Source organism: Actinokineospora enzanensis DSM 44649 (assembly GCF_000374445.1).
Lineage (GTDB): Bacteria > Actinomycetota > Actinomycetes > Mycobacteriales > Pseudonocardiaceae > Actinokineospora > Actinokineospora enzanensis.
In genome coordinates this window covers 1-24,765 of the sequence record NZ_KB894414.1, presented here as the reverse complement: position 1 = coordinate 24,765, position 24,765 = coordinate 1, and the positions used below count along the sequence as shown (strand labels likewise).

Here is a 24,765-nt window from a genome sequence, read left to right as displayed (position 1 = left end):
GGAAGGCTGGGCACATGGCGAACCGGCTGCGCGAATCGACCAGCCCCTACCTGCTCCAACACCAGGACAACCCGGTCGACTGGTGGGAGTGGGGCCCGGAGGCCTTCGCCGAGGCCCGCGCGCGCGACGTGCCGGTCCTGCTATCCGTCGGCTACGCCGCGTGCCACTGGTGCCACGTCATGGCCCACGAGTCCTTCGAGGACGCCGAGACGGCCCGGCTGATGAACGAGTCGTTCGTGAACATCAAGGTCGACCGCGAGGAACGCCCGGACGTCGACGCCGTCTACATGACCGCCACCCAGGCCATGACCGGCCAGGGCGGCTGGCCGATGACCTGCTTCCTCACCCCGGCCGCCGAGCCGTTCCACTGCGGCACCTACTACCCGCCCACCCCGCGCCCCGGCATGCCCTCCTTCCGCCAACTCCTCGAAGCCGTCCACGACGCCTGGACCAGCCGCGACGCCGAGGTCCGCGAGGCAGGCTCGCGCATCGTCACCCAACTGCGCGCCCAGACCGGACCGCTTGAAGTGTCCATTGTGGATGCTGAGGCACTGACGGGCGCGGCCACCTCGCTGCTGGGCGAATACGACCGCGTCAACGGCGGTTTCGGCGGCGCGCCCAAGTTCCCCCCGACCATGGTGCTGGAGTTCCTGCTCCGCCACCACGAGCGCACGGGTTCGGTGGAAGCACTCTCCATTGTGGAGGGATCGGCCCTGGCAATGGCCGATGGCGGGCTCAACGACCAGCTCGCGGGCGGCTTCGCGCGGTACAGCGTGGATGCCGGATGGGTGGTGCCGCACTTCGAGAAGATGCTGTACGACAACGCTCTGCTCCTGCGCTTCTACGCACACCTCGCCCGCCGGACCGGCAACCCCCGGTACATCGAGGTCGCCCGCGACACGGCCCACTTCCTGCTCAACGACCTCCGCACCCCGGCAGGCGGCTTCGCGGCTTCTCTGGACGCGGACACCGACGGCGTCGAGGGTCTGACCTATGTGTGGACCCCTGCGCAGCTGACCGAGGCCCTCGGTCCGGAAGACGGCCCATGGGCGGCCGACCTGCTGGGCGTCACCTCCGACGGGACTTTCGAGCACGGCGCGTCAACCCTGCGCCTGCTGCGCCCCGTGGACGACCTGGCCCGATGGACCCGGGTGAAGGCCGCGCTGCTGGCGGCCCGTTCGACCCGCCCGCAGCCCGGTCGTGACGACAAGGTGGTCACGGCCTGGAACGGCCTGGCCATCTCGGCCCTGGCCGAGGCGGGCGTGGCCCTGGCCGAACCTTCCTGGATCCTCGCCGCCGAACAGGCCGCCACCCTGCTGCTCGACCTGCACCTGGTCGACGGCCGCCTCCGCCGCACCTCCCGCGACGGCTCGGTCGGCACCGCCGCAGGCGTCCTGGAGGACTACGCCTGCCTGGCCGAGGCCCTGCTGGTCCTGCACCAGTCCACCGGCCGCTGGCTCCCCGAAGCGCTCTCCCTCCTCGACACCGCCCTGACCCACTTCGCCGACCCGACCGCACCCGGCGCCTACCACGACACCGCCGACGACGCCGCCCCCTTGGTCTGGCGCCCCGCCGACCCCGGCGACAACGCCAGCCCCTCCGGCGCTTCCGCCCTCGCGGGTGCGTTGCTCCTGGGCAGCGCCCTAGCGGGCCCTGCCGACGCCGACCGCTACGCAACTGCCGCCACGGAAGCAGTCGCCCGCACCGGCTTGTTGGCCGCCCGAGCCCCTCGCTTCGCTGGCCACTGGCTCACCGTCGCCGAGGCCATGGAATCCGGCCCCATCCAGGTAGCCATCGTCGGCTCATCGGACGAACTACTCGCCGCCGCGATCGCCCACGCCCCTGGCGGCGCGGTCATCCTTTCCGGCGCCCCAGACTCAGCTCCCCTGCTGGCAGACCGCCCCTTGGTCGACGGCCAACCGGCCGCTTACGTCTGCCGTGGCTACATCTGCGACCGCCCAGTCACCACGGCTGAGGAACTGATCGCAGCCCTTGCCTGACCAACATGGCCTGCAAGCGCGCTGGACCTGCCCGATCCTGACCAGAGCCCTGGTGTCCCAGGAATAGACCCAGTACATCGGGCCGGGTCGGAAACCATGCTTGGACCATCCCCGCACGCGGGGACGAGATTCGAGCGCGCAGGACGCGGCCTGCATCTCGATCGGGTCATCTCCGCATGCAGGGACGAGATACTTGCTGACCTGCGGCGTCGTTGATCGTAACGCCGTTTCTCCTTCACCTTCTCCGGCCCTCGTGGATCACTTGCTGTTGCAACGACCCCCCACCTGCCTACGACCCGCCCTCCCTGGGGGGCCGCCACCTCTTCCGACCCTAACCAAGATCACGTTCTGTCAATAGGGGTGTCGGAGCGGCTGTGGATGGATCGCGAACCTTGTGGATAACCGCGAGCAACGCGCGTAACGTCGACAGTACTGTAATCATGTAAGCAAGGGAGTGGACATGCGCAAGCACTGGCGGCCCCGGGCGGGCGCCGACGTCCCGTCCGCCGATGACGCCGCCGCCTGGTTCTCCGGGCGGTTGCCCGACACCTGGTTCACCGAGCAGCCCGAGGTCACCGTCGACCGCGAGGAGATCCTGATCGTCGGCACCCTCCCCGACCTCGCCGACGAGTACTCCGACGACGCCGCCCGCGCGGCCGCCGAGAGCGGGCGGATCGCGCGGTGGCGGGAGGACACGCGCGAGGAGCGGATCGAGATCGCGCGGCAGGCCGAGTACCGCTACGACCGCAAGGTCGCCTGGGGTGCCCAGCTCGGTCAGACCCGCGAGTTGTTCACCACGCTCTCGGTCCCCGTCATGACCCGCCTGCGCCAGCCCGAGCGGCTCGTGCTCGACACGCTGGTGGACGCGGGTGTCGCCCGGTCGCGGTCGGACGCGCTCGCCTGGGCGGTCAAGCTGCTCGGCAGGCACGCCGAGTCGTGGCTTGGCGAGCTGCGCGAGGCGATGAGCAAGGTCGACGACCTGCGGGCGAAGGGGCCCGAGCTGTAAAACCGGTGGCCGTCATCGCCGCCCTTCCGCCATGGTGGGGCGGTGATGACCGGCGAGCGAGTGCGATTGCGGGCGATCGAGCCCGAGGATGCCGACGCGTTGTGGCGTTGGCACAACGACCCCGAGGCCATGCGCTGGCTGGAGACGTCGTATCCGGAGTCGTTGGCGCAGATCCGCAAGCGCATGCAGGACATGGCGCCGAACAGCTACGAGCGCACCCGGTTCGCCGTCGAGACCGTCGCCGACAACCGATTCATCGGCATTGTCTGCCTCCGCGACGCGCGGCCGGAGACCGGGCGCGCGGAGATCGACATCTATTTCGGCGAGAGCCGCAACGAGGGCTACGGCAGCGAGGCCCTGCGGCTGCTGTGCAAGTTCGGGTTCGACGACATGCGGCTGCACGCGATCCAGCTCTGGGTCGCCGCCGACAACGAGATCGCGCGGCACGTGTACCGCAAGATCGGCTTCGTGGAGGAGGGCCGGTCGCGCGAGGCGTTCCGCCGCGACGGCAAGCTGTACGACATGGTGCTGATGAGCATGCTCGCCCGCGAGTACTACGAACGCTACGCGTAGATCGCCAGCCAGATGGCCACGTAGTGCGAGACGGCCGCGAGCACGGTGGCGGCGTGGAAGAACTCGTGGTGGCCGAAGGTGCGCGGCCACGGGTTCGGCCACTTCGTGGCGTAGAAGACGGCGCCGACGGTGTAGAACGCGCCGCCCACGAGCAGCAGCACCAGGGCGGCCACACCCGCGTGCGAGAGCAGCTGCGGCAGCACGAAGATCGCGACCCAGCCGAGCGCGAGGTAGATCGGGGTGCCGAGCCAGCGCGGCGCGTGCGGCCAGATGAGCTTGAGGCCGACGCCGAGCAGCGCGCCGCCCCAGACGATGGCCAGCACGATGTAGCCGGTCGGTTTGTCCATGGCGAGCAGGCTGAACGGGGTGTACGTGCCCGCGATGAACAGGAAGATCATCGAGTGGTCGAGGCGCTTCATCATGGTGCGCGCCCGCTCGGTGGTCCACCAGCGCCGGTGGTACAGCGCGCTGACGCCGAACAGGCCGAGCACGGTGAGGCCGTAGACCGAGGTGGCGAGCGCCGCCGTCGGCGAGACGGTGGCGGCCATCGAGATCAGCGTGCCGCCGGTGGCGATCGAGATGAAGAACGACCAGAGGTGGATGACGCCGCGCATCCGCGGCTTGGTGCCGGCCCGCGGCCGGGTGGGGGTCGCTGCCGTCACGTACGCCACGTTACGGGCCCGTAGGTTATTCCGCCGGGTGACTGTGCCGTGGGTCACGACCAGCCGACGACCTCCCGGTGTTCGACACCCAGGCACCGGTCCATCACCACGTCCAGCCCGGCATCGGCGGCCGCGCGCGCCGCGTTGTCGTTGATGACGCCCAACTGCAGCCAGAGCGCGCCCGCGCCGACCGCGATCGCCTCCGCCGCGACGGCGGGCACGTGCTCCGGTTTGCGGAACACGTCCACGATGTCGATGTGCTCGGGCACGTCAGCCAGCGACGCGTACGCGGGCCGCCCCTCCCACTCGGTCAGCGCCGGGTTGACCGGGTACACCGTCAGGCCCGCCGACACCAGGTACCGCGCGACGCCGTGGCTGGGCCGCTCCGGGTTCGCGCTCAACCCGACGACCGCGACCACCCGCGATTCCCTGACCAGGCGTTCGATCACCGCGAGGTCCTGCCATATCGGATCGATCTCGGTACGGTGCACACACCTAGTGTGCCCCCACTCGGCCGGGGGCGGCGTACTCTCGTTGGCCGTGAGTCTCCGCAGGCGCGTGGCCGACCTCGTGTACGGCCTCTACGAGAAGCGGCTCTTCCAGCAGGCGGGCGGGCGCATCCCACGACACGTCGGGGTGATGCTCGACGGCAACCGCCGGTGGGCGCGCGAAGCGGGGTTCACCGACGTCAACGACGGCCACCGGGTCGGCGCCCGGCGTATCGCCGACTTGCTCGGCTGGTGCGACGAGGCAGGCGTCGAGGTGGTCACGTTGTGGCTGCTGTCCACCGACAACCTCAACCGCGACGAGTCCGAGCTGGCCCCGCTGCTGGAGATCATCGGCGACGTGGTGGACGAGCTGGCCGAGCCGGGCGCGCCATGGCGGCTGCGCATCATCGGCGCGCAGGACATCCTGCCGGTGGACACCGCCACCCGGTTGCAGGCCGCCGCCGAGCGCGCGGCGGGCCGGGAAGGCATGCAGGTCAACATCGCTGTCGGGTACGGCGGCAGGCGTGAGATCGCGGACGCGGTGCGCAAGTTGTTGCAGCAGCACGCCGAGGCGGGCACCAGCATCGAGGAGCTGGCCGAGGTGCTCGACGTCGACCACATCGCCGAACACCTCTACACCTCCGGGCAGCCGGACCCCGATCTGGTCATCCGAACCTCCGGTGAACAACGGTTGTCCGGCTTCCTGCTCTGGCAGTCCGCGCACTCGGAATTCCACTTCTGCGAGGCCTACTGGCCCGATTTCCGCCGCACCGACTTTCTCCGCGCACTGCGCGCGTACGGAATACGACACCGCCGTTTCGGGTCGTAGTCCGCCCGCGTAAACGATTTCGGACGTCCGACGGCGTTTTCCGCCCGGCCGCGCCGCGACCTCCGGTCGTGCGGCAGGCCGGATACGGGGCGTCACCGCCACTAGTACGCGCGGTGGCCGCCCCCGGCCACTCGGCGATCACGGCCGAACGGGCGCTGCCGCAGGTCACGGACTGTGGTAAGTGGACTGGACGGGCATAACGCGGCGCGGTCGCGTGGCTGCGGGATGTCACGATGATGACGAAATAGAAAATCACCGGGTTGGCAGCGTGCCGTTTGTCGTAGTCCGCAGGTACTTTTCGAAGTGTCGGACCGTGTCCACTGCGGGCCGACCCGGGAGGCCCTGGTCGTGAGCGTGACTATCGCGAGGGGGCAGGCACCCGGCCCCCGTGGGAAGCGGGGTGGACGCCGGTAGGCAGTGCGGCGTCATACCCGAGCGACCCAGCCAGGGGCCGGTTGCCCGGCCCACCGAGGAGCGGACGCGGTGCCGTGTCCGCGAGGAGTTGCCGTGACAGCTTCGCGTTCGTCCAGGCGCACCGCAGGCCTTTCCTCAGGCTCGTCCGCCTCCCCGGAGGCCGACTCAGCCCGGCGCACCTACGTCCTCGACACCTCCGTGCTGTTGTCGGACCCGTGGGCGTTGACCCGGTTCGCCGAGCACTCGGTGGTCGTCCCGCTGGTGGTCATCAGCGAACTGGAGGGCAAGCGGCACCACCCCGAGCTGGGCTGGTTCGCCCGCGAGACCCTCCGGCTGCTCGACGACATGCGGCTGCGACACGGCAGGCTCGACAAGCCCATCCCCGTCGGCGACGCGGGCGGCACCCTGCACGTGGAGCTCAACCACTCCGACCCCTCGGTACTGCCCCCCGGCTTCCGCACCGAGGGCAACGACGCCCGGATCCTCGCCTGCGCCCTCAACCTGGCCGCCGAGGGCCTCGCGGTCACCCTGGTCACCAAGGACATCCCGCTGCGCGTCAAGGCGGGCTCGGTCGGCCTGGACGCGGACGCGTACCGGGCGGGCGAGGTCACCCCGTCCGGCTGGACCGGCATCGCCGACCTGGAGATCCCCGCCGACGCCATCGACGCCCTGTTCGCCGCCGAGCACGGCACGATCGACCTGGCCGACCACGGCTTCCCGGTCGCCGACCTGCCGACCAACACCGGCCTGCGGTTACTGGCAGGCACCAGCAGCGCCCTCGCCCGGGTGACCGCCGACAAACGGGTCCGCCTGGTCCGCGGCGACCGCGAGGCGTTCGGCCTGCACGGCCGCTCCGCCGAACAGCGCATCGCCCTCGACCTGCTGCTCGACCCGGACATCGGCATCGTCTCCCTCGGCGGCCGCGCGGGCACCGGCAAGTCGGCCCTCGCCCTGTGCGCCGGGCTGGAGGCGGTGCTGGAACGCAACCTGCACAAGCGGGTCATCGTGTTCCGCCCGATGTACGCGGTCGGCGGCCAGGACCTCGGCTACCTGCCGGGCTCCGAGAGCGAGAAGATGCAGCCCTGGGCCCAGGCCGTGTTCGACACGCTGGGCGCGCTGGTCGGCAAACCGGTGATCGAAGAGGTCATGCACCGGGGGATGCTGGAGGTCCTGCCACTGACCCACATCCGCGGCCGCTCGCTGCACGACAGCTTCGTGATCGTGGACGAGGCGCAGTCACTGGAACGCAACGTGCTGCTGACCGTGCTGTCCAGGTTGGGGTCCGGATCGCGCGTCGTGCTGACGCACGATGTGGCACAGCGGGACAACCTGCGGGTCGGACGGCATGACGGGGTGGCGGCGGTGATCGAGAAGCTGAAGGGCCACCCGCTGTTCGCCCATGTGACGCTGACCCGGTCGGAGCGGTCGCCCATCGCGGCACTGGTGACGGAGATGCTGGAGGACCACTCGCTGTAGCTCGCGGGTTCGCGCTTGTCGGGTGGCGGTTCGGTCGAGCCGCCACCCGACAAGCACGCGCGGTGTCTGATGGTCCACAAGGGACAGCGCGAACCGAAGCATCGCCGGTACGTTCTCGCCTGCTCTGCATCGACCTCGGGATCAGCAGGGAGAACGAGGCCCACGCCACGGTGTGATCGGCCCCCGGGGCGCGAACCTGGACATCGTTGCTCGGCCAAGTGGCTAGAGATCAATCCCCCGCCCGTCCCCCACACAAAACCCACCGCTCCCAGGGGGATCCCCCTCGGCCATTCTATCGGGTGGGGGTGGAAAAGGATCTTGGGGGAGGGGTGGGGAGGGGTGGGTTGTGGATAACTTCTGTCGCTCGGATGGGGGAAGTTTTCCGGGTGGGAAAGGAAGATCCGCTGGTCGCCCGGGTGTGGGCGGCCAGCGGATCTTGAGGTGGGAAAGTCAGTCGAGAGCGCGGCGGAGGAAGCCGCGGATGCCGAGGGTGCCGAAGAGGCCGCAGGCGGCGACCAGGACCAGCAGGCAGATCCACACCGCGATGTGCGGTACCTGGGGTACCAGCTCCGCGCGCATCGCCTCGCTTACGTACGTGAGCGGGTTCAGGGCGCAGATGACCTGGAACCAGCGCAGGTGCGCCAGGCCCATCCAGGGGAACTGGGTGGAGCCGGTGAACATCAGCGGCATCAGGATCACCGCGAACAGGATGTTGATCTGCCGTGGCTGTACCGACGTGCCGATGGTCATGCCGATGGCGGCGCCGACGAGGGCGCCGAGGATGACGATCAGCAGGACCGGCAGCCAGGCGGCGGCAGGCCAGTGCACGTCGTCCAGGATGAGGAAGCCGATGGGGATCATCACCAGGGCGGCGACGAAGCCGCGCAGGGCGCCGAACAGCATCTTCTCCACCGCGACCCAGGCGATCGGGATCGGGGCGAGCAGCCGGTCCTCGATCTCGCGGGTCCAGGAGAAGTCGAGGATCAGCGGCATGGTGGTGTTCTGCAGCGCGCCGAGGAAACCGTTCAGCGCGACGATGCCGGGCAGCAGGATGGCGGCGTAGTTGCCGCCGACGTAGCCCAGGCTGGTCAGCACCTTGCCGAAGATGAACAGGGTGAAGAACGGCTGGACGATCACCTGGGCGAGGAACGGCAGCAGGTCGCGGCCGGTGACGAAGACGTCCCGCCACAGCACCGAGCCGAAGGTGCGCAGCGGGGTGCTCGGCCGCGTGTCGACGGCGGTGGTCATCGAAGTTCCCGTCCGGTGAGGTGGATGAAGACGTCTTCCAGGCTGGGGGTGCCGATGGACAGGTCGGTCACCTCGCAGGCCGAGTCGCCCAGCACGCGCAGCACGGCGGGCAGGATTACCGCGGCGTCCAGGCCGGTGTAGAGCCGGAACTGGCCGGTGCCCGCGGCACCCGCGGACTCGGCGGCCTTCGCCGCGATCGCGGCCAGCGCGGCCGGGGGCAGACCCGCGGGCAGCGCGCCCGGGGGCGGACCGCCTGCCGCGGCGGCGATCTTCTCGACCCGTTCCACGCCCTCGATGCCCGCGAGCGCCTTCTCCACGACCTCCGCGTCGGAGGCAACAAGGTTCACCGTGACGCTCACCGTGGTGCTGCCGGGCAGGCCACGGGTCAGCGCGGCCGGGGTGTCGAGGGCCAGCAGCTTGCCGTGGTCGACGATGCCGATGCGGTCGCACAGCTTGCCCGCCTCGTCCATGTCGTGCGTGGTGAGCACGACCGTGACGCCCTCGGCGCGCAGGTCGCGGATGCGGTCGTGCACGAACAGCCGGGCCTGCGGGTCCAGGCCGGTGGACGGCTCGTCCAGGAACATCACCCTGGGCCGGTGCATCAGCGCGCGGGCGATCATGATCCGCTGCGCCTGCCCGCCGGACACCATCTCGATCCGGTCCTTGGCCCGGTCGGCCAGGCCCATCCTGGTCAGGATCTCGTCGGCGCGCGCGGTCCGCTCGGCCCGGGGGACGCCGTGGTAGGCGGCGTGGAACAGCAGGTTCTGCCGGATGCTCAGCGAGCGGTCCAGGTTGTTGCGCTGCGGCACCACGGCCAGCAGCTGCCGCGCCCGGCGCGACTCGCGCAGCACGTCGACGCCGTAGACGCGCGCGGTCCCCGAGGTGGGCAGCACCCGGGTCGTCAGTACCCCGATCGTGGAGGTCTTGCCCGCGCCGTTGGGGCCGAGCAGGCCGAACACCTCACCGGGCTCCGCGGTGAAGCTCAGGCCGTCCACCGCGGGTTTGGGATTTTTCTTGTACACCTTCACCAGGTCGGTGACCTCGACGGCTTTCACCATTCCACCTTAATGTCATGGTCAATGGGATTTCCGCGACTTCCGGACATTTCCGACTACGCCATGGGCGAAATCTTTCACCAGCCGGACGGAAGTGGCCGCCCTTCGGCGAAACCGGCCGCGGACTGCACGCCGACAACCGCGCGCTCGTGGAATTCCGCCACGGTTCGCGCGCCCGCGTACGTGCACGCGGAGCGCACGCCGGAGCAGATGGCGTCCAGCAGGTCCTCGACCCCCGGGGCCTGCGGATCCAGCCGCATCCGCGACGAGGAGATGCCCTCCTCGAACAATGCCTTGCGGGCCCGGTCGAAACCGTTGTCGGACCGTGTCCGCGCGGTTACCGCGCGTTTCGATGCCATGCCGAACGACTCCTTGTACGGCCTGCCCTGCTCGTCCCGCAGCAGATCGCCCGGCGATTCGAACGTGCCTGCGAACCACGAGCCGACCATCACGCTCGCCGCGCCTGCCGCCAAGGCCAGCGCCACATCGCGCGGGTGCCGCACGCCGCCGTCGGCCCAGACGTGCTTGCCGAGTTCGCGCGCCGCCGCCGAACACTCGGCCACCGCGGAGAACTGCGGCCTGCCCACGCCGGTCATCATCCTGGTCGTGCACATCGCTCCGGGCCCGACTCCCACCTTGATCACGTCGGCGCCCGCCTCGACCAGGTCCCGCACGCCTTCCGGGGTCACCACATTGCCCGCCACCACCGGCACCGCGGGATCGACCGAGCGCACGGCGCGCAGCGCGGCCACCATCTTCTCCTGGTGCCCGTGCGCGGTGTCCACGACCAACGCGTCCACTCCGTACGCCAGCACCGCCGCGGCCTTGGCCGCCACGTCGCCGTTGACGCCGATCGCCGCCGCCACCCGCAACCGGCCCTTCGCGTCCGCCGCGGGCGTGTAGGTCTCCGACCGCACCGCGCCCACCTCGGTCATGATCCCGGCCAGCACGCCTGCACCGTCCACCGCCAAGGCAATCTTGGACGGTCGGCCGTGCAGGGCGTCGAACACCTCGCGCGGGGCGGAGTCGATCGACAGTGTGACGATGTCCGTCGCGGCCACCTCGCCGACCCGCGTGAACCGGTCCACGCCCAGGCAGGCGGCCTCGTCCACCACGCCGACCGGCTTGCCGTCCGCGTCCACCACGACCACGGCGCCGTGTGCCCGCTTGGGCAACAGGTTCAGCGCGTCGGCCACCGAGTCGCTCGCGGCGAGCACCAGCGGCGTGTCCCACACCCGGTGTCGCGCCTTGACCCAGTCCACGATGTCGCCCACCGCGCGCGGGTCGACGTCCTGCGGCAGCACTACGAGCCCGCCGCGCCGGGCTACCGTCTCGGCCATCCGCCTGCCCGCCACCGCGGTCATGTTCGCCACCACGATCGGGATGGTCGCGCCTGTTCCGTCCGAAGTGGACAGATCGACGTCGAACCGGCTGGCCACCGCGGACCGGCCGGGCATCAGGAAGACGTCGTCATAGGTCAGGTCATGGGCGGGTTCGCCGTGATAGAAGCGCACGAAACCACGTTACGGCCTCAGCTCCACTCCAGCGAGATCCCGGCAAGACCGCGGTCGACGCCCGGGTAGTACGCGCTGACCACGTAACCCCGATCGCAGTACAGGTCGGCCGACACCGACGGCGGACGCGCCTCCGTCGTGCGCACTTCCTGCACACAACGCGCGGGCAGGTCGTCGGCGGGCAGCTCCAGTTGGAGCAGGAACGGGCCGGATGGGGCGCGGAAGATGCGGAAGTAGCCGGGGCACTCCACGCCGGACCCGTCGTCCACCGCGTAGCTGATCACCACGGTGTCGCCCTCGGTGAGCGCCCGGTCGAACATCAGCTCGAAGACCACGCAGATCTCCCGGCGCCGCACCCGACCGAGCCTGCACCCGTCACCCGCGGTGATGCGCACTGACTCCACGCTGCTGCCGGTCTCGCTGTGGTAGACGGCGACATACCGGTCCACCCCGGCGTCGCGGGCCCGGCCGACCAGGCGGGTGTGCACGCGGCCCTGCGAGCGGTCCGGGGAGATGGTCACCCGTTCATGGGCCATCTGCAGGTCGAGCGCGGAATTGCAGTTCTCGGGATCCACGCCGAGCTGGGCGAGGAGGTCCCGTGTGGTCGGGCCCGCGGACACCAGCTCGGCGAACGAAGCGGAGGGTTTGCGGCGGCGCTGGGCGCGTTCGCGCGGGCCGAGAAGCACCACCAGGGAGTCGGCGGGGAGCCCGAGCACGGTCTCCAATCCGCGCACGGCGGTGAGGGCGTGATGCACGTCAGGGTGACGCAAGCCGCGCTGCCAGTAACTCAGCGTGGACTCGGCCACGGTGATGTCGATCCGCGAGAGGTGTGCCCGCAACCGGGCCAGGGACAGCCCGCGGTGCTCGATCGCGGTGCGCAGCGCCACATGGAACGGGCCACGCCGCAACGCGTCGGCGAGGGCGTCGGCGGACACGGGACCTCCGCAAAGCGTTCACGGACGGGTGAAAGCTGGTGATTGTTCACCCTAACCACCCACTACGGGTGGGTAAAGGTGCCGGTCCCGGACGAGTTCTTCCCAGACGACAAACCGCCGCATGGGAGGTGGTGGACCAGGCGGCCCACCACCTCCGGATCAGTTGTTCTCGCTCTGCGCGATCAGGTGCCCGATCAGTCGGGTGATCTCGGCCTGCCCGGCCGCCGTCGCGTCGAGCACGCCCCGGATGGCGGTGAACGACCGGTCTACCGCGGCGAAGTTCTGCTCGATGGTGGCGAAGTTCTGGTCGATCTTCGTGAAATTCTCATCCAACCGCGCATCAACCGCCGCGAATCTCGCATCGACCGCCGCAAATCGCGCATCGATCCTCGCGAAGCCGTCGATCATATCTTCGCGCAAGGTATTGATCATCATGTTGTTGGTCGTACGGAATTCCCGAAGTTCGACGCGGAGTCTCTTGACGCGATCGTTGGACCGCTTGGCGTTGATGTTGGCCTGCCGTGCATTCGTGTCGGCTTTCTCGGCCGCCTGTCGGGTTACGGTCAAATCCCGCTCCACAATGGAGATTCTCCCCCCGAAGTCGTTGAACCGCGCATCCAGATCATCTGGCGATGTCATGCGGCCAGACTAGCGGGTTGTCGGTCCGGAATACACCTTGTTGTCACTACCGAAACAGTGAGCGATGTGCGTCACTCCGCCGATAGCTGCATAATCCGATGAAATTCCCGCCGAGCGCGGAAACGGTCATCAATTCTCGACAGCCTCGGCCCGATCGGTGGTCTCGCCTTGCGCCGATCCTCCCCCGACGAGTAGGGACCGCACGGTATCGAGGGTGTCCGCGTCCGCCGGATCCTTGTCGGGCCGGTAACGCACGACCCGCGCGAACCGCAGCGCCACCCCGCCCGGGTAGCGCGTGCTGACCTGCACCCCGTCCAGTGCGATCTCCACGACCAGCGATGGTCGCAAATAGACGGTCCAGTCATCGCGGTGCGACTCGTGCGCGGGGAACTCCGCCGTCTGCCACCGCAATAGTTCGTCGGTCAAGCCTTTGAACGTCTTGCCCACCATCACCGGCGGCCCGCCGTCCGGGTCGCGCGCCCCGAGGTGCAGATTGGACAGGAACCCGGTCCGCCGCCCGTGCCCCCATTCCGCGCCGAGCACCACCAGGTCCAGCGTGTGCACCGGCTTGACCTTCTGCCACGCCTTCCCGCGCCGCCCGGCCTGGTAGACCGAGTCGAGGTCCTTGACCATCACGCCTTCGTGCCCGGCCGCCAGCGCGGCGTCCGTCAACGCCGCCGCGTCCTCGCCGGTCGGCTCGACCGCGCCCGGGATCACGTGCGGCCCGACCGCCTCGCGCAGCGCGGACACGCGATCGCGCAGCGGCAGGTCGATCAGGTCCCGGCCGTCGAGGTGCAGGCAGTCGAAGAAGTACGGCCGCAGCAGCAGGGCCTTGACCTGCTCCTCGACCGTGCTGCCGAACCGGCTCATGGTCTCCTGGAACGGCCGGGGCCTGCCGTCGTCGGTCAGCGCGAGGGTCTCGCCGTCCAAGACGACCGTTCGGCAAGGCAGGTCGCGGACCAGCTCGACCAGTTCCGGCACGCTGTCGGTGATCTCCCGCAGCGTCCGCGTGTAGACGCTCACCCGCGCGTCGTCCTTGTGCACCTGGATGCGCGCGCCGTCAAGCTTGTACTCGACCAGGCACGGCGTCAGCTCCTCCAGCGCCGCCGCCAGCGACGACCCCGGCGAGGCCAGCATCGGCCGCACCGGTCGGTGCAGCTCCAGCCCGAACGCGGCCAGCGCCGCGACCCCGCCGTCGAGGGCCGCCGTTGCCGTGGCGGGCAGCCTGCCGGACAGCATGAACGCCCGCCGCACGGCCGCGCCCGGCACGTCGGCCGCCCGCGCGATCGCGTCCAGCATCACCCCTTCGAGTGCTCCTTGCCGCAGTTCCCCGGTGAGCAGCACGCGCAGGAACGCCTGTTCCTCCTCGGTCGCCGCGCCGAACAGCTCGCCGAGCAGCGCCGCCCGCCGCGCCGCCGAGCCCTTGCCCGCGGTGACCGCGATCTCGCCAAGCAGCTCGTCGACCGCCCGCACGGACAGCCGCGGCTCGGCCACCGGATCCGGCCGCACGTCCACGATGGTGCGCCAGCCCGCGCCGATCCGGCCCTGCCGCGGTGTGCCCGCGAGGAACGCCACCAGCGGCGCCACCTCGTCGGCCGCCGCCCGGCGCAGCAGCGCGGCGAGGGCGTCCACCTTCGCCAGGCGGGACCGGGTCGCCCCGACCTCACCCGACACCGCCACCATGTCCGCGAAGCTCAGCACGCCCCCATGGTGCCCCGGGACACCGACAGTCGGCACTGTCGATCATTCCCGGGGATTTCGATCAACGCGGGCAACCTCCGGCACGCCCACCCGTCCTGATCACTGAGCCCCTCGTACCCAGTGGAGCGCCTCGATGCGTGTTGTCCTCGCCGTCGTCGGTCTGGCGATCCTGGCGTCGGCCGGGTGTGCCGACCGCACCCCGCCCACCGCCGAGCCCCGGCCGGTTCGCGTCGCGATCCCGGTCGCGCCGCCCGTGCAGGTCGCCAGTGAGGCGGTACCGACGTCGAGAAGTACGGTGTGGACAGTCAGAGTCCAGGCGCGCTGACCGCGGCGATCTCGCCGACGGCCGCGCGCAGCCGGTCGACCGACAGCGCGGCGTAGCCGACGACCAGCCCGGGGAACGGACTCGCCGACAGCGCGTACCGGGACAGCGCCGGAGCGTTGATCCCCCGTCGCGCCAACTCGTCCTGCAGCGCCCCGTCGTCGGTGCCCTCGGGTAGCCGCAACACCAGGTGCAACCCCGCTGCCACGCCGTGTGGTCTCCAGCCGGGCAGTTCGTTGGCCACTGCCGCCAACAGGGCGTCTCTACGACGCCGGTAGAGCTGCCTGCTGCGGCGGAGATGCCTGTCGTAGCCGCCTGAGCGCAGGAGGTGGGCCAGCGCGGCTTGCGGTAGAGGCGAACAGCCCAGGTCGGACAATCGCTTGTGGTCGACCACCCGTTCCCGCAGCGTTGCGGGGACGACCATCCAGCCGAGCCGGATCGCGGGGGCCAGCACCTTGCTCACGCTGCCGAGGTAGATGACCCTGTCCCGGTCCAGAACCTGCGTTGTTCCCACCGCGGGGCGGTCGTAGCGGTGTTCGGCGTCGTAGTCGTCTTCCAGGACGTATCCGTCCCGTTCGCGTGCCCATGCCACCAACGCCCGCCTGCGCTGTGGACTGAGGACCACGCCGAGTGGGAACTGGTGGGCCGATGTCACCAGTACCGCTCGACAACCGGTGTTCGGCAGCAAGTCGACTCGCATGCCGTGCTCGTCCACCGGAACCGGTACCGGTTTCAGTCCGTGCGCGGCCAATGCCTCCGCGGATCCGGGATGGGTCGGGTCCTCCACGGCGATCGAGCGATGCCCGTCCGCTTTGAGCACGCGTGCGATGAGCGACTGGCTTTCGGCGACACCGTGCGTGATTACCACGTCGGCGGCTTCGACTGCTCGGACCCGGCCGAGATAGGCAGCCAGTTCGGTTCGCAGTGCCGGTAGACCTGCCGGGTCCGGATAACCCAGGTCGTCATCTGTCAGTTCAGCCATTCCTGCTTTTGTAGCCGTGTGCCATTCCGCGCGAGGGAAAGCACTCAACGCGGGGACGCCTGGCCGCAGGTCATAACGCCAGCGCGGTCTGTTCTCGACTGGAGCCGGCACGGCTACCGTGGCGGCGGCCGGTGTCGCGGCGACAGTAGTGCCTGAGCCATGTTTCGCGCGCAGGTATCCCTCGGCGACGAGTTGCGCGTATGCGGCGCTGACAGTCCCGCGTGACAGCCCGAGCTGCCCCGCGAGATCCCGTGTCGACGGCAGGCGCGTCCCGTGTGGCAGCCGTCCGTCCCGGATGGCGGCGCGCACAGCCGCCTCCAGCGCGCGCCCGCGTTTGCCGTGGCCTGCCTCGGCCAGGTCGGGTATCAGCAGCTCACGCAGGGTGGACATGGCGTCAGCCTACAGATCCGCGCGCGGTGTCCGCAGAAAAGTGGACCAGTCTAGATAGGACAAAGTGGAGCTGTTTGTGAGGCCACTTCGCGGTCATGCTCGGTCCCGTGACGTTCTCCGAACACCGGTTCGCCATTACCGGCGGCCTGCTCGCCGCCGCCATGGTCGGCGGATCGGTCCCCATCTCCGGCCTGCTCGTCGACTTCCCGTTGTTCACCGGGCAGTCGGTCCGATACGCGATCGGCGCTGTCCTCATCGCCCTGTGGGCGTACGGCAGGCGTGCGCGGATCAAGCTACCGAAGTTGAGGGACGTTCCGGCGCTCGTCACGGTGGTCGTCGTGGGCATGCTCGGGTTCAACGCGGCGATGATCGGTGCGCAGCGGTTCGCGGAACCGGGCCTGGTCGCTGCAGTGCTCGGCGGGAGTCCGCTGGTGTTGGCGACAGTCGCGCCGTTGCTGACGCGGCGACGGCCTGCGGTGCGGACGTTGTTGGGTGCCGGAGTCGTCGTCTCGGGAGTGGTTGTGCTGTCCGGTGGTGGCAGTTGGACCGGGCCTGGCTTGGTTCTCGCTGTCGTGACCATGTTGAGTGAAGCGGGTTTCACGTTGTTCGCGGTCGGGGTGGTCGGCAGGCTCGGCGGCTTGTCCGTGGCGTTGTGGTGCCATGTGATCGCGGCTGTCGGGGGAGCTGTTCTCGCGGGGGTGTTCGAGCCGGTGCGCGGGCCGTCCGGGCGTGAGACGGCCGCGCTTCTGACGGTCGCGGTATTGACCGTGGTGGCGTTTGTCCTGTGGTACCAGTCGGTCGCAGTGCTGGGGGCGGACCGGGCGGGTGTGCTGATCGGGATGATGCCCGCGGCCGGGTTCGCGGTGTCGGTCGTGGTGGGCGCGCAGTCGTTCCGGTGGTCCGGTCTCGCGGGTGTGGTGATGGTAGGTGTCGGTTGTGTCATCGGGCTCCTGGCTCCTCGGCGACGCGCGGAAGTCGTTGCCGTTGCGCCGAAGCAAAACGATGTCGGGGTGTTGCGAGTTGACACTGACGGGTGAAACCTTGTTATCTCAAGGAAATCTCAGCTTCGACCGGTAGCTTGGCGGTGTCGAGTCGAGCGGCGAAGGAGTCGAGATGCGTTACGTGGCAATGGTTCTTGTGGCTGCCGGTGTGGCGGGGACGGTGCTGAAGGCCGTCCGGCACCGAGCTGTCGAGCGGACGAATGACGCGCCGGGCGTGCTGGGCCCGGACGGGCAGGCGGAACGAGCAAAGCCCGCCGATGACTCCCGTGGCGGCCAGGCCCGGGACGACAAGGCCAGGCATCGAGCCCGACAGCCGAGGCGAGCCGGGCCGGTCGCGATGTCACATGATGGGGAAAGTCGGGTGGCGGTGCCGGACGGCCGGACCCGCACTCCCGCGCCGTCCCAGCTCCACCGTGGACACGGCCGTCACCGGCTTGTCCCGGGCAAGAGTGATCGGCGCGGTGCCGATGTCCTGGCGCACCGGGGTGGTCGTCTTGACCACGCGGGTGTGCTCGGCCGGAAGCACATCGGCCAGGCGCTACAGCATTGCCTGGCGCGTCCTTTCCTGCCGTCACTGTCGATCCCGACCGCGTTGTCCAGCCGTGCCACGACACCGGCGATGGCCGTGGTTTCCCGTCGTCCTGCTCTCGCCTCGACTTCCGGCGTGCGATGGCCGGTGGTCGACCGGCTATTCGGCGTTGCTGGAGTGGCCGGGGAACAGGTGGGCCTCCGGGTTCAGGGCCACCGCGATGTTGTTCACCGCGGTCGCGGCCTCGCCGAAGCCCGTCGCGATCAGCTTCACCTTGCCCAGGTAGGCGGCCACGTCCCCGGCCGCGTAGACCCGCTCGCGGCCGGTGCGCATGGTCGAGTCGACCGTGATCGAGCGGTGGTCGATCTCCAGCCCCCACGAGTCGATCGGACCGAGATCGGCGGTGAACCCGAGCGCGGCCACCACCGCGTGCGCGGGCAGCACGACGGGCTCGGCCGCACCCTTAACCGCGACCTCGACCTCGCGCAACCCGTCCGCGTCCCCGCGCAGGGCGGTGACCTCCGCGTCGGTGATGATCCGGATGCCCAGGGCCTCGACCTGGCGCACGGTCGCGGGCATGGCGCGGAACCTCGCCCGCCGGTGCACCAGCGTCACGCCGGTGGCGATCGGGTGCAGGGCCAGCGCCCAGTCGAAGGCCGAGTCACCGCCGCCGACGATCACCACGTGCTGGTCGCGGTGCACCTCCAGGGACGGCACGAAGTGCACCATGCCGCGGCCGAGCCAGTCCTGGCCCGCGGGCAACGGGCGCGGGGTGAACTCGCCGATCCCGGCGGTGATCAGGACCGCGCCCGCGCGCACGACCGCGCCGCCGTCCAGCTCCACCGTGAACAAACCGTCCACTTCGGACAGGGTGAGCGCCCGGCGGCCCAGCAGGTAGGTGGGTTTCCACTGGTCGGCCTGCTCGACCAGGGCGGTCACCAGGTCCCGGCCGCGGACGGCGGGGAAGCCGGCCACGTCGTAGATCATCTTCTCCGGGTACATGGCGGTGATCTGACCGCCCGGCTCGGGCAGCGAGTCCACCACGGCGGTGGACAGCTCCCGGAACCCGGCGTAATAGGCGGCGAACAGGCCGGTCGGGCCCGCGCCGATGATGAGGAGATCGACTTCGGTCGGAGCGGTCACGGCTGCACCTGCTCTCCGCGTGGTGGGCGTCCGACTCCACCCTATTGTGGGGAAGCTGACCATGCCCAGACCCCGGAACCGGACGACACTGGCGGCATGGCCGACTTTCGCGTTGAGCACGACACCATGGGCGAGGTCCGGGTCCCCGCCGACGCACTCTGGCGTGCGCAGACCCAGCGGGCCGTCGAGAATTTCCCAATTTCCGGGCGGGGCCTGGAACGGGCCCAGATCCGCGCGCTGGGGTTGCTCAAGGCCGCCACCGCCCGGGTCAACGACCGGCTGGGGGTGCTGCCGCACGAGGTCGCCGAGGCCATCGCGGCCGCCGCCCAGGAGGTCGCCGACGGCGGGCACGACGCGCACTTCCCGATCGACGTGTTCCAGACCGGGTCCGGCACCTCGTCGAACATGAACGCCAACGAGGTCATCGCGACCCTGGCCAGCCGGGCCCTGGGGCAGGACGTGCACCCGAACGACCACGTGAACGCCTCGCAGTCGTCCAACGACACGTTCCCCACCACGCTGCGGGTCGCGGCCACCGAGGCCCTGGTCACCGACGTGGTGCCCGCCCTCACCGGGCTGGCCGACGCGCTGGCGGCGCGCGCGGGGGAGTGGGCGGAGGTGGTCAAGTCGGGGCGCACGCACCTGATGGACGCCGTGCCCATCACCCTGGGACAGGAGGCGCGGGCCTGGGCGGCCCAGGTCCGCTATGGCGTCGAACGCGTCCAGGCGGTGCTTCCCCGGCTGGGTGAACTGCCGATCGGCGGCACCGCCGTGGGCAGCGGGCTCAACGCGCCGCCCGGGTTCGGCGCGGCCGTGGCGGCCGAGCTGGCGGCGGTGACCGACCTGCCGCTGACCGAGGCCCGCGACCACTTCGAGGCACAGGCCACCCAGGACGCCGTGGTCGAGGCGTCCGGCCAGCTCCGCACGGTCGCGGTATCCCTCTACAAGATCGCCAACGACCTGCGCTGGCTGGGCTCCGGGCCGCGCACCGGCCTGGGCGAACTGGCGCTGCCCGACCTGCAACCAGGGTCGTCGATCATGCCGGGGAAGGTGAACCCGGTGATCCCGGAGGCGACGATGATGGTCGTCGCCCAGGTCATCGGCAACGACGCGGCCATCGCGTTTGCGGGCAGCCAGGGCAACTTCCAGCTCAACGTGATGCTGCCGGTCATCGCCCGCAACATCCTGGAGTCCGCGCGCCTGCTGGCCGCCGTCGCCCGACTGCTGGCCACCAAGGTCGTCGAGGGTGTCACCGCCAACACCGACCGGATGCGCGAGCTGGCCGAGTCGTCCCCGTCCATCGTGACCCCGCTGAACAAGTACCTCGGGTACGAGGAGGCGGCATCGATCGCCAAGCAGTCGCTGAAGGAGCGCAAGACGATCCGCGAGGTCGTAGTGGAACGCGGGCATGTCGCCGCGGGCAAGGTGACCGAGCAACAGCTGGACGAGGCACTCGACGTGCTCCGAATGGCCCACGGAAACCGCTGACCGGTTGCAGGCAACGAAGATATCGAGGTGTCGACTTAACAAAACGGGAATCAGAGCGGTGTACTCGCTGACAGTGATCTTCGGTGTACCGGAGGTGGTTTGTCAGTGGTCGAGGTCATGGGCCTGGGCTCGGAGCCGGTGGCGTTCGCCAGGGACGTGGTAGCCCGGTACTACCCGGACGAGCTGGAGATCTTCGACGACATCGTCGCCGACTACGCCGACGACCCCGTAGGCACCGTGCGCGGGGTGCGGGGTGGGGGGTGCGGCTGGAGGCACCTGTCGGCATCGGCGTCGACCTCGCCGCGATGACCCCGTACGTGCTGTCGCCGGTCGGGGCGGTCGGTGGGATCGTGCTGGAGAAGACCGCGAGCGGTGTCTACGACGCGGCACGCGAACGGCTGCGCAAGGCATGGATTCACCACCGGTCGGGCAGGAAACCCGATGCGGATACCGAGCCGGACGTGACCGGGGCCGAGACCGAACAGGTCGTCCTGACCATCACTGTCAAGCTCACCGGTCGGGTCGTGACCAGTTGCTGGGTCCGGACGAGTGACCCCGGCGGGGGTTCGCGAAGCCCAGGCCCGCACGCCCTGCAGCTCGCACTCCCGATCCTCGCCGCCTGCTTGTCGGCTCCTGCATCTATCAACAGGCGTTCACCCGCACCTACGCCGATGAACGGAGGGCTTGCCTCACACCACAGACCGATCCGTTGCCGGGGGACCCGACGGCCCACTGGGAGGTCGTCAACGACTGCCCTGCCGTTGCCTCGCGACCGCAGTTCTTCCTGGCGATCGCGTTCGGCGTCATCGCATGTCGTGCGGTCTCGCGCTGCTGCGCTGGCTCCCCTACCGCATGTATCGACGGGCAGGCCGATCGCGGACCGCGGGCGAGCGATGGCAGACCCTGGCCATGGCGGCGGTTCGGAGATGGGCGGCAAGGCGATCCCGTGGGGCGTCGTGTTCGCCTCGCGTACCAGGGAGGCATTCACCGTTCGGATCCACGGCCGGTACCGCGTCGTGCTTCCCAACGGCATCGTCCGACTCCCGGCCGACCAGGCCGAAGACCTGGTTCGGCATGAATGCGCGCGCACATCGTCGTGGGAGACGTCGGCCGGGTATGGCTCACCAGGGGCGTCTGGTGGCCCCACGGTCATCACCCGCAGGGTGTGATCAGGGCACGACCTGCACGGTGGCGCCCACCGACAGCGAGTTGTAGTACGCCTTCGCCGCGGCCGCCGACAGGTGGATGCACCCGTGCGACTGCACCGACAGGCTGCCCTGGTGGAAGGCGATGCCACCGTTAAAGAACACCGAGTACGGCATCGGCGCGTCGTTGAACTCGTGGCTCTTGTGGTCGATGTCCTTCCACTGCACGTGGAAGGTGCCGGGCGGGGTGACGTGACCGGGGCGGCCGTGCGTGATCGGCACCGGGCCGTAGACGACCTTTCCGTCCTTGAGCAGCCACGACTTGTTCGCCGACAGGTCGATGCACGCGTCGACCGTCGCCGCGCACGGGGTGCCCTCGGCGGGGCCCGCTGGCGCGGGCGGCTTGGTCGTGGTCGGCGTCGGCTTCTTGGTCGTCGTCGTGGTGGTCGTCTTCTTGGTGGTGGTCGTGGTCGGTGCCGCGGTGGTCGTCGTGGTGGTCGGCGCGGTCGTGGTCGTCTCGACCGTGGTCGTGGTGGCCGCCGTGGTCGGGGCCGCGCTCGACGCGCTGCTCGGGAAGGTCGGCACGGCGGCCTGCTGCTTCGCGGGCGCCCCCTCGCTCGTCCCGCACGCCCCAACCAGGAGCGCGGAAGCCGCCACCGCCACGCCCAGGACCAGCCTGTTGACCTGCATTAACCGGCTCCCGCCTTGAGCCAAGGGGGTTCCAGGCGGAACCCCTCACCCTGCTCGACGCCGGACCCCACCTCGGGGTTGCCCGTCGCTACCAATCCGTTACCGGTGCGGGGCAGGCCCGCACCGGTAACCCCCGACTACGGGAGCGGGGGGATGGCGTCGACGTCCTCGGCGCCGTGCCGGTCGAAGTCGACCGACGAGTACGCGCGCAGCTTGTTCAGCCGGTGGAAGCCGTCGATCATGCGCACGGTGCCCGACTTGGAGCGCATCACGATCGACTGCGTGGTGCAGCCGCCGGAGCGGTAGTGCACGCCGCGCAGCAGGTCGCCGTCGGTGACGCCGGTGGCGCAGAAGAACACGTTGTCCCCGCGCACCAGGTCGTCGGTCAGCAGCACCCGGTCCAGGTCGTGCCCGGCGTCGATCGCCTTGGCGCGCTCGGCGTCGTCCTTGGGCCACAGCCTGCCCTGGATCGCGCCGCCCATGCACTTGAGCGCGCACGCGGCGATGATCCCCTCCGGCGTGCCGCCGATGCCCAGCAGCAGGTCGACGCCGGTGTTCGGGCGGGCGGCCGAGATGGCGCCCGCGACGTCGCCGTCGGAGATGAAGTGGATCCGCGCGCCCGCCTCGCGGACCTCCTTGACCAGGCTGTCGTGCCGGGGCCGGTCCAGGATGCACACGGTCACGTCGGAGACGTCGGTGCTCTTGGCCCGCGCCACCCGGCGGATGTTCTCCGCCACCGGCGCGGTGATGTCGACGACGTCGGCTGCCTCCGGCCCGACGGCGAGCTTCTCCATGTAGAACACGGCGGACGGGTCGAACATGGCACCCCGCTCGGCCACCGCGAGCACCGCGATGGCGTTCGGCATGCCCTTGGACATCAGCGTGGTGCCGTCGATCGGGTCGACCGCGACATCGCAGTCCGGCCCATCCCCGTTGCCGACCTCCTCGCCGTTGTAGAGCATCGGCGCCTCGTCCTTCTCGCCCTCGCCGATGACGACTACTCCGCGCATCGACACGGTGCCGACGAGCTTGCGCATCGCGTCCACCGCCGCCTGGTCGCCGCCGTTCTTGTCACCGCGCCCGACCCACCGCCCGGCGGCCATCGCCGCCGCCTCGGTCACCCGCACCAGCTCCAGCGCGAGGTTACGGTCGGGTGCTTCCCGGCGACGCCCGGCGTTGCCGCTGGTGGGCGTGATCGGCGTGGTCATGCTGCCTCCCGGATCGGCTGGGGACCGGCTGCGCGGTGCGCAGACCAATTCGCATCCTCCCAGATCAGGGTGTGTACCTGGGCACGAGCGCCGCCGTGCCGCTCGTCACTCGCCGCCATTTGCGACGATGGTGCGCGTGGCCGCCGCGAACCGCCTGACCCATGGACCACGCGACATGCTCCTGTCGCTGCTGGCCCTCCTGTTGATCATCGGCGCCATCCTGGTGGCCAACCGCGCCTGCTCGTTCAGCCCCGGCGCCCCCCAATCCGACCCGGCCACCGCCCCCAAGGTCGACGTCGCCGCAGGCCTGCGCCGAGCCGACGCCCCGTTCACGGTTCGTAACCCCTCGGTCCCGATCACCTGGCAGGGCAACTCGCTCAGCAGCGCCCCCATCGACACCGCCCGCGTCATCCGTTCTGGCTGGCTGACCCCCACCAACTACATCCAGCTGAGCCAGTCCAACGGGAGCATCATGGACCTGGTAGCCGCCGAAACCGGCTCCTCTTCCGGCGCCACCGGCACCGTCGACATCGCAGGCGTCCAATGGACGATCTTCCCCGCCCGCCGCTCCGAACAGGCCTGGGTAACCGACCTGGGCCCCTCCCGCCTCCTCATCACCGGCGACGCCCCCGACCCCGACTTTCGCACCCTGGCAAGCGCCGCCACCCACTAGTCCACAGCCAAGATCACCCCACCCCACAAACCCGCCCACCCCGATAGAATTGATTTCGGGGGTTCCCGGCGAGTTATCCACAATGGCTCAAATCATCCACAGCCGGAGGCTCGGTTCTAGGTTGATCATCCGTGCGCCGATAGCGTGGAATCTCGGGGATCCCCGGGCGGCTATCCACAAGCGTCGAAATCATCCACAGCCAGCCCGAGAGGGCTCGACCACGCACGTCAGCGCGCGGTAGCATGGAATTTCAGGGGTACCCTGGGAAGTTGTCCACAGCCCCCAGGATTCACCCACAGCCCCCAGCCCACGGCTATGCACACGTCGCCAGGCCCAGTAGCGTGGAAACCGGGGATCCTTGACCTCATGTGGTCATTGCGCCACCGTGTCTGAGCAGGAGTTCGTTCATCTTCTCGACGGGTTTGTAGCCGCCGAGGGTCTCACGGGGACGGCCGTTGAGTTCCCGGGCGACCGCGTCGAGGTGAGCCTGGGAATGGACCGACAGGTCGGTCCCCTTCGGAAAATACTGGCGCAGCAGTCGATTCGTGTTCTCGTTCGTGCCCCGCTGCCATGGGCTGTGCGGGTCACAGAAATAGACCGGCATTCCGGTGGCCATGGTGAAGTACGCGTGATCGGCCATCTCGCTGCCCTGAT

The 24,765-nt window shown here is 69.8% G+C and carries 24 protein-coding genes; 10 read left to right on the top strand and 14 right to left on the bottom strand.

Going from position 1 to position 24,765, the window contains the following annotated elements:
* The first annotated feature begins 14 nt into the window (after positions 1-14).
* From C503_RS0115955 to C503_RS0115945, 3 genes are all read left to right on the top strand, one after another.
* Positions 15-2,000 (top strand): thioredoxin domain-containing protein, encoded by a 1,986-nt coding sequence (locus C503_RS0115955; protein WP_018683223.1) that lies wholly within the window; start codon positions 15-17, stop codon positions 1,998-2,000.
* Positions 2,001-2,460: 460 nt separating this feature from the next.
* The gene (locus C503_RS0115950; protein WP_018683222.1) at positions 2,461-3,006 is read left to right on the top strand and encodes a hypothetical protein; all 546 of its coding nucleotides are present in this window, start codon (positions 2,461-2,463) and stop codon (positions 3,004-3,006) included.
* A 45-nt stretch (positions 3,007-3,051) separates the two neighbouring features.
* Positions 3,052-3,579 carry a GNAT family N-acetyltransferase gene (locus C503_RS0115945; RefSeq protein ID WP_018683221.1) on the top strand — a complete coding sequence of 176 codons (528 nt, stop codon included), beginning with the start codon at positions 3,052-3,054 and terminating at the stop codon, positions 3,577-3,579.
* On the opposite strand, the gene trhA is transcribed toward C503_RS0115945, so the two are convergent.
* Together trhA and C503_RS0115935 are read right to left on the bottom strand one after the other, a co-directional pair.
* Entirely contained in the window at positions 3,570-4,193 is a 624-nt protein-coding gene (gene trhA / locus C503_RS0115940; RefSeq protein ID WP_033400678.1) for a PAQR family membrane homeostasis protein TrhA, read from the bottom strand. The genes C503_RS0115945 and trhA overlap by 10 nt on opposite strands.
* A gap of 101 nt (positions 4,194-4,294) precedes the next feature.
* Positions 4,295-4,732 (bottom strand): CoA-binding protein, encoded by a 438-nt coding sequence (locus tag C503_RS0115935; RefSeq protein ID WP_018683219.1) that lies wholly within the window; start codon positions 4,730-4,732, stop codon positions 4,295-4,297.
* A 49-nt stretch (positions 4,733-4,781) separates the two neighbouring features.
* On the opposite strand from C503_RS0115935, the gene C503_RS0115930 reads away from it, so the two are divergent.
* Both C503_RS0115930 and phoH2 read left to right on the top strand, forming a co-directional pair.
* Positions 4,782-5,558: an isoprenyl transferase gene (locus tag C503_RS0115930; protein ID WP_033400669.1), complete on the top strand. Its 777-nt coding sequence runs from the start codon at positions 4,782-4,784 to the stop codon at positions 5,556-5,558.
* Positions 5,559-6,065: 507 nt separating this feature from the next.
* Complete coding sequence (gene phoH2, locus C503_RS0115925; RefSeq protein ID WP_026316350.1) at positions 6,066-7,448, top strand: RNA 5'-3' helicase PhoH2; 1,383 nt, start codon at positions 6,066-6,068, stop codon at positions 7,446-7,448.
* A gap of 450 nt (positions 7,449-7,898) precedes the next feature.
* On the opposite strand, the gene C503_RS0115920 is transcribed toward phoH2, so the two are convergent.
* The 7 genes from C503_RS0115920 to pdxR form a co-directional block, all read right to left on the bottom strand.
* Positions 7,899-8,696 (bottom strand): ABC transporter permease, encoded by a 798-nt coding sequence (locus tag C503_RS0115920; protein WP_018683216.1) that lies wholly within the window; start codon positions 8,694-8,696, stop codon positions 7,899-7,901.
* Positions 8,693-9,754 carry an ABC transporter ATP-binding protein gene (locus C503_RS0115915; protein ID WP_018683215.1) on the bottom strand — a complete coding sequence of 354 codons (1,062 nt, stop codon included), beginning with the start codon at positions 9,752-9,754 and terminating at the stop codon, positions 8,693-8,695. The genes C503_RS0115920 and C503_RS0115915 overlap by 4 nt, the downstream gene beginning before the upstream one ends.
* Before the next feature lie 74 nt (positions 9,755-9,828).
* The gene (locus C503_RS0115910; protein ID WP_018683214.1) at positions 9,829-11,265 is read right to left on the bottom strand and encodes a GuaB1 family IMP dehydrogenase-related protein; all 1,437 of its coding nucleotides are present in this window, start codon (positions 11,263-11,265) and stop codon (positions 9,829-9,831) included.
* Positions 11,266-11,282: 17 nt separating this feature from the next.
* Positions 11,283-12,200, bottom strand: a complete 918-nt coding sequence (locus C503_RS0115905; protein WP_018683213.1) for a hypothetical protein — start codon at positions 12,198-12,200, stop codon at positions 11,283-11,285.
* 159 nt (positions 12,201-12,359) lie between these two features.
* Complete coding sequence (locus C503_RS43350) at positions 12,360-12,839, bottom strand: hypothetical protein (protein ID WP_156893255.1); 480 nt, start codon at positions 12,837-12,839, stop codon at positions 12,360-12,362.
* Positions 12,840-12,968: 129 nt separating this feature from the next.
* The gene (locus C503_RS39550; protein WP_156893262.1) at positions 12,969-14,537 is read right to left on the bottom strand and encodes an ATP-dependent DNA ligase; all 1,569 of its coding nucleotides are present in this window, start codon (positions 14,535-14,537) and stop codon (positions 12,969-12,971) included.
* Between the two features lie 308 nt (positions 14,538-14,845).
* Positions 14,846-16,234 (bottom strand): MocR-like pyridoxine biosynthesis transcription factor PdxR, encoded by a 1,389-nt coding sequence (gene pdxR / locus C503_RS0115890; protein ID WP_026316349.1) that lies wholly within the window; start codon positions 16,232-16,234, stop codon positions 14,846-14,848.
* Positions 16,235-16,341: 107 nt separating this feature from the next.
* On the opposite strand from pdxR, the gene C503_RS0115885 reads away from it, so the two are divergent.
* Positions 16,342-17,271: a DMT family transporter gene (locus C503_RS0115885; protein WP_169514544.1), complete on the top strand. Its 930-nt coding sequence runs from the start codon at positions 16,342-16,344 to the stop codon at positions 17,269-17,271.
* A gap of 304 nt (positions 17,272-17,575) precedes the next feature.
* Here the strand turns inward: C503_RS0115885 and C503_RS0115880 are convergent, their stop codons facing one another.
* Positions 17,576-17,737 carry a hypothetical protein gene (locus tag C503_RS0115880; protein WP_156893254.1) on the bottom strand — a complete coding sequence of 54 codons (162 nt, stop codon included), beginning with the start codon at positions 17,735-17,737 and terminating at the stop codon, positions 17,576-17,578.
* 186 nt (positions 17,738-17,923) lie between these two features.
* Positions 17,924-18,907 (bottom strand): NAD(P)/FAD-dependent oxidoreductase, encoded by a 984-nt coding sequence (locus C503_RS0115875; protein WP_018683207.1) that lies wholly within the window; start codon positions 18,905-18,907, stop codon positions 17,924-17,926.
* A gap of 96 nt (positions 18,908-19,003) precedes the next feature.
* Between C503_RS0115875 and C503_RS0115870 the strand changes: the two genes are divergently transcribed.
* From C503_RS0115870 to C503_RS0115860, 3 genes are all read left to right on the top strand, one after another.
* The gene (locus C503_RS0115870) at positions 19,004-20,395 is read left to right on the top strand and encodes a class II fumarate hydratase (RefSeq protein ID WP_018683206.1); all 1,392 of its coding nucleotides are present in this window, start codon (positions 19,004-19,006) and stop codon (positions 20,393-20,395) included.
* A gap of 105 nt (positions 20,396-20,500) precedes the next feature.
* Complete coding sequence (locus tag C503_RS43345; RefSeq protein WP_018683205.1) at positions 20,501-20,704, top strand: hypothetical protein; 204 nt, start codon at positions 20,501-20,503, stop codon at positions 20,702-20,704.
* Between the two features lie 584 nt (positions 20,705-21,288).
* On the top strand, positions 21,289-21,564 hold the full coding sequence (locus C503_RS0115860; protein ID WP_156893253.1) for a hypothetical protein: 276 nt from the start codon (positions 21,289-21,291) through the stop codon (positions 21,562-21,564).
* On the opposite strand, the gene C503_RS0115855 is transcribed toward C503_RS0115860, so the two are convergent.
* Together C503_RS0115855 and glpX are read right to left on the bottom strand one after the other, a co-directional pair.
* Complete coding sequence (locus C503_RS0115855; RefSeq protein WP_018683203.1) at positions 21,565-22,230, bottom strand: L,D-transpeptidase; 666 nt, start codon at positions 22,228-22,230, stop codon at positions 21,565-21,567.
* A gap of 137 nt (positions 22,231-22,367) precedes the next feature.
* Positions 22,368-23,438 (bottom strand): class II fructose-bisphosphatase, encoded by a 1,071-nt coding sequence (gene glpX, locus C503_RS0115850; protein ID WP_018683202.1) that lies wholly within the window; start codon positions 23,436-23,438, stop codon positions 22,368-22,370.
* Positions 23,439-23,574: 136 nt separating this feature from the next.
* Here glpX and C503_RS39540 point away from each other — a divergent pair, with 136 nt between their 5' ends.
* Positions 23,575-24,111: a DUF4245 domain-containing protein gene (locus C503_RS39540; RefSeq protein ID WP_018683201.1), complete on the top strand. Its 537-nt coding sequence runs from the start codon at positions 23,575-23,577 to the stop codon at positions 24,109-24,111.
* A 364-nt stretch (positions 24,112-24,475) separates the two neighbouring features.
* Here C503_RS39540 and C503_RS39535 read toward each other — a convergent pair.
* Positions 24,476-24,765, bottom strand: a 290-nt coding sequence (locus C503_RS39535) for an IS30 family transposase (RefSeq protein ID WP_018683200.1), incomplete at its 5' end; no start/stop codon positions are given.

Coding starts and splice junctions, on each gene's coding strand:
- C503_RS0115855 (WP_018683203.1), bottom strand. CDS start 22,230: ATGCAGGTCAACAGGCTGGTCCTGGGCGTGGCGGTGGCGGCTTCCGCG.
- C503_RS0115870 (WP_018683206.1), top strand. CDS start 19,004: ATGGCCGACTTTCGCGTTGAGCACGACACCATGGGCGAGGTCCGGGTC.
- C503_RS0115950 (WP_018683222.1), top strand. CDS start 2,461: ATGCGCAAGCACTGGCGGCCCCGGGCGGGCGCCGACGTCCCGTCCGCC.
- C503_RS0115920 (WP_018683216.1), bottom strand. CDS start 8,696: ATGACCACCGCCGTCGACACGCGGCCGAGCACCCCGCTGCGCACCTTC.
- trhA (WP_033400678.1), bottom strand. CDS start 4,193: ATGCGCGGCGTCATCCACCTCTGGTCGTTCTTCATCTCGATCGCCACC.
- C503_RS0115860 (WP_156893253.1), top strand. CDS start 21,289: ATGGCAGACCCTGGCCATGGCGGCGGTTCGGAGATGGGCGGCAAGGCG.
- C503_RS43350 (WP_156893255.1), bottom strand. CDS start 12,839: ATGACATCGCCAGATGATCTGGATGCGCGGTTCAACGACTTCGGGGGG.
- glpX (WP_018683202.1), bottom strand. CDS start 23,438: ATGACCACGCCGATCACGCCCACCAGCGGCAACGCCGGGCGTCGCCGG.
- C503_RS0115945 (WP_018683221.1), top strand. CDS start 3,052: ATGACCGGCGAGCGAGTGCGATTGCGGGCGATCGAGCCCGAGGATGCC.
- pdxR (WP_026316349.1), bottom strand. CDS start 16,234: ATGTCCACCCTGCGTGAGCTGCTGATACCCGACCTGGCCGAGGCAGGC.
- C503_RS0115915 (WP_018683215.1), bottom strand. CDS start 9,754: ATGGTGAAAGCCGTCGAGGTCACCGACCTGGTGAAGGTGTACAAGAAA.
- C503_RS0115955 (WP_018683223.1), top strand. CDS start 15: ATGGCGAACCGGCTGCGCGAATCGACCAGCCCCTACCTGCTCCAACAC.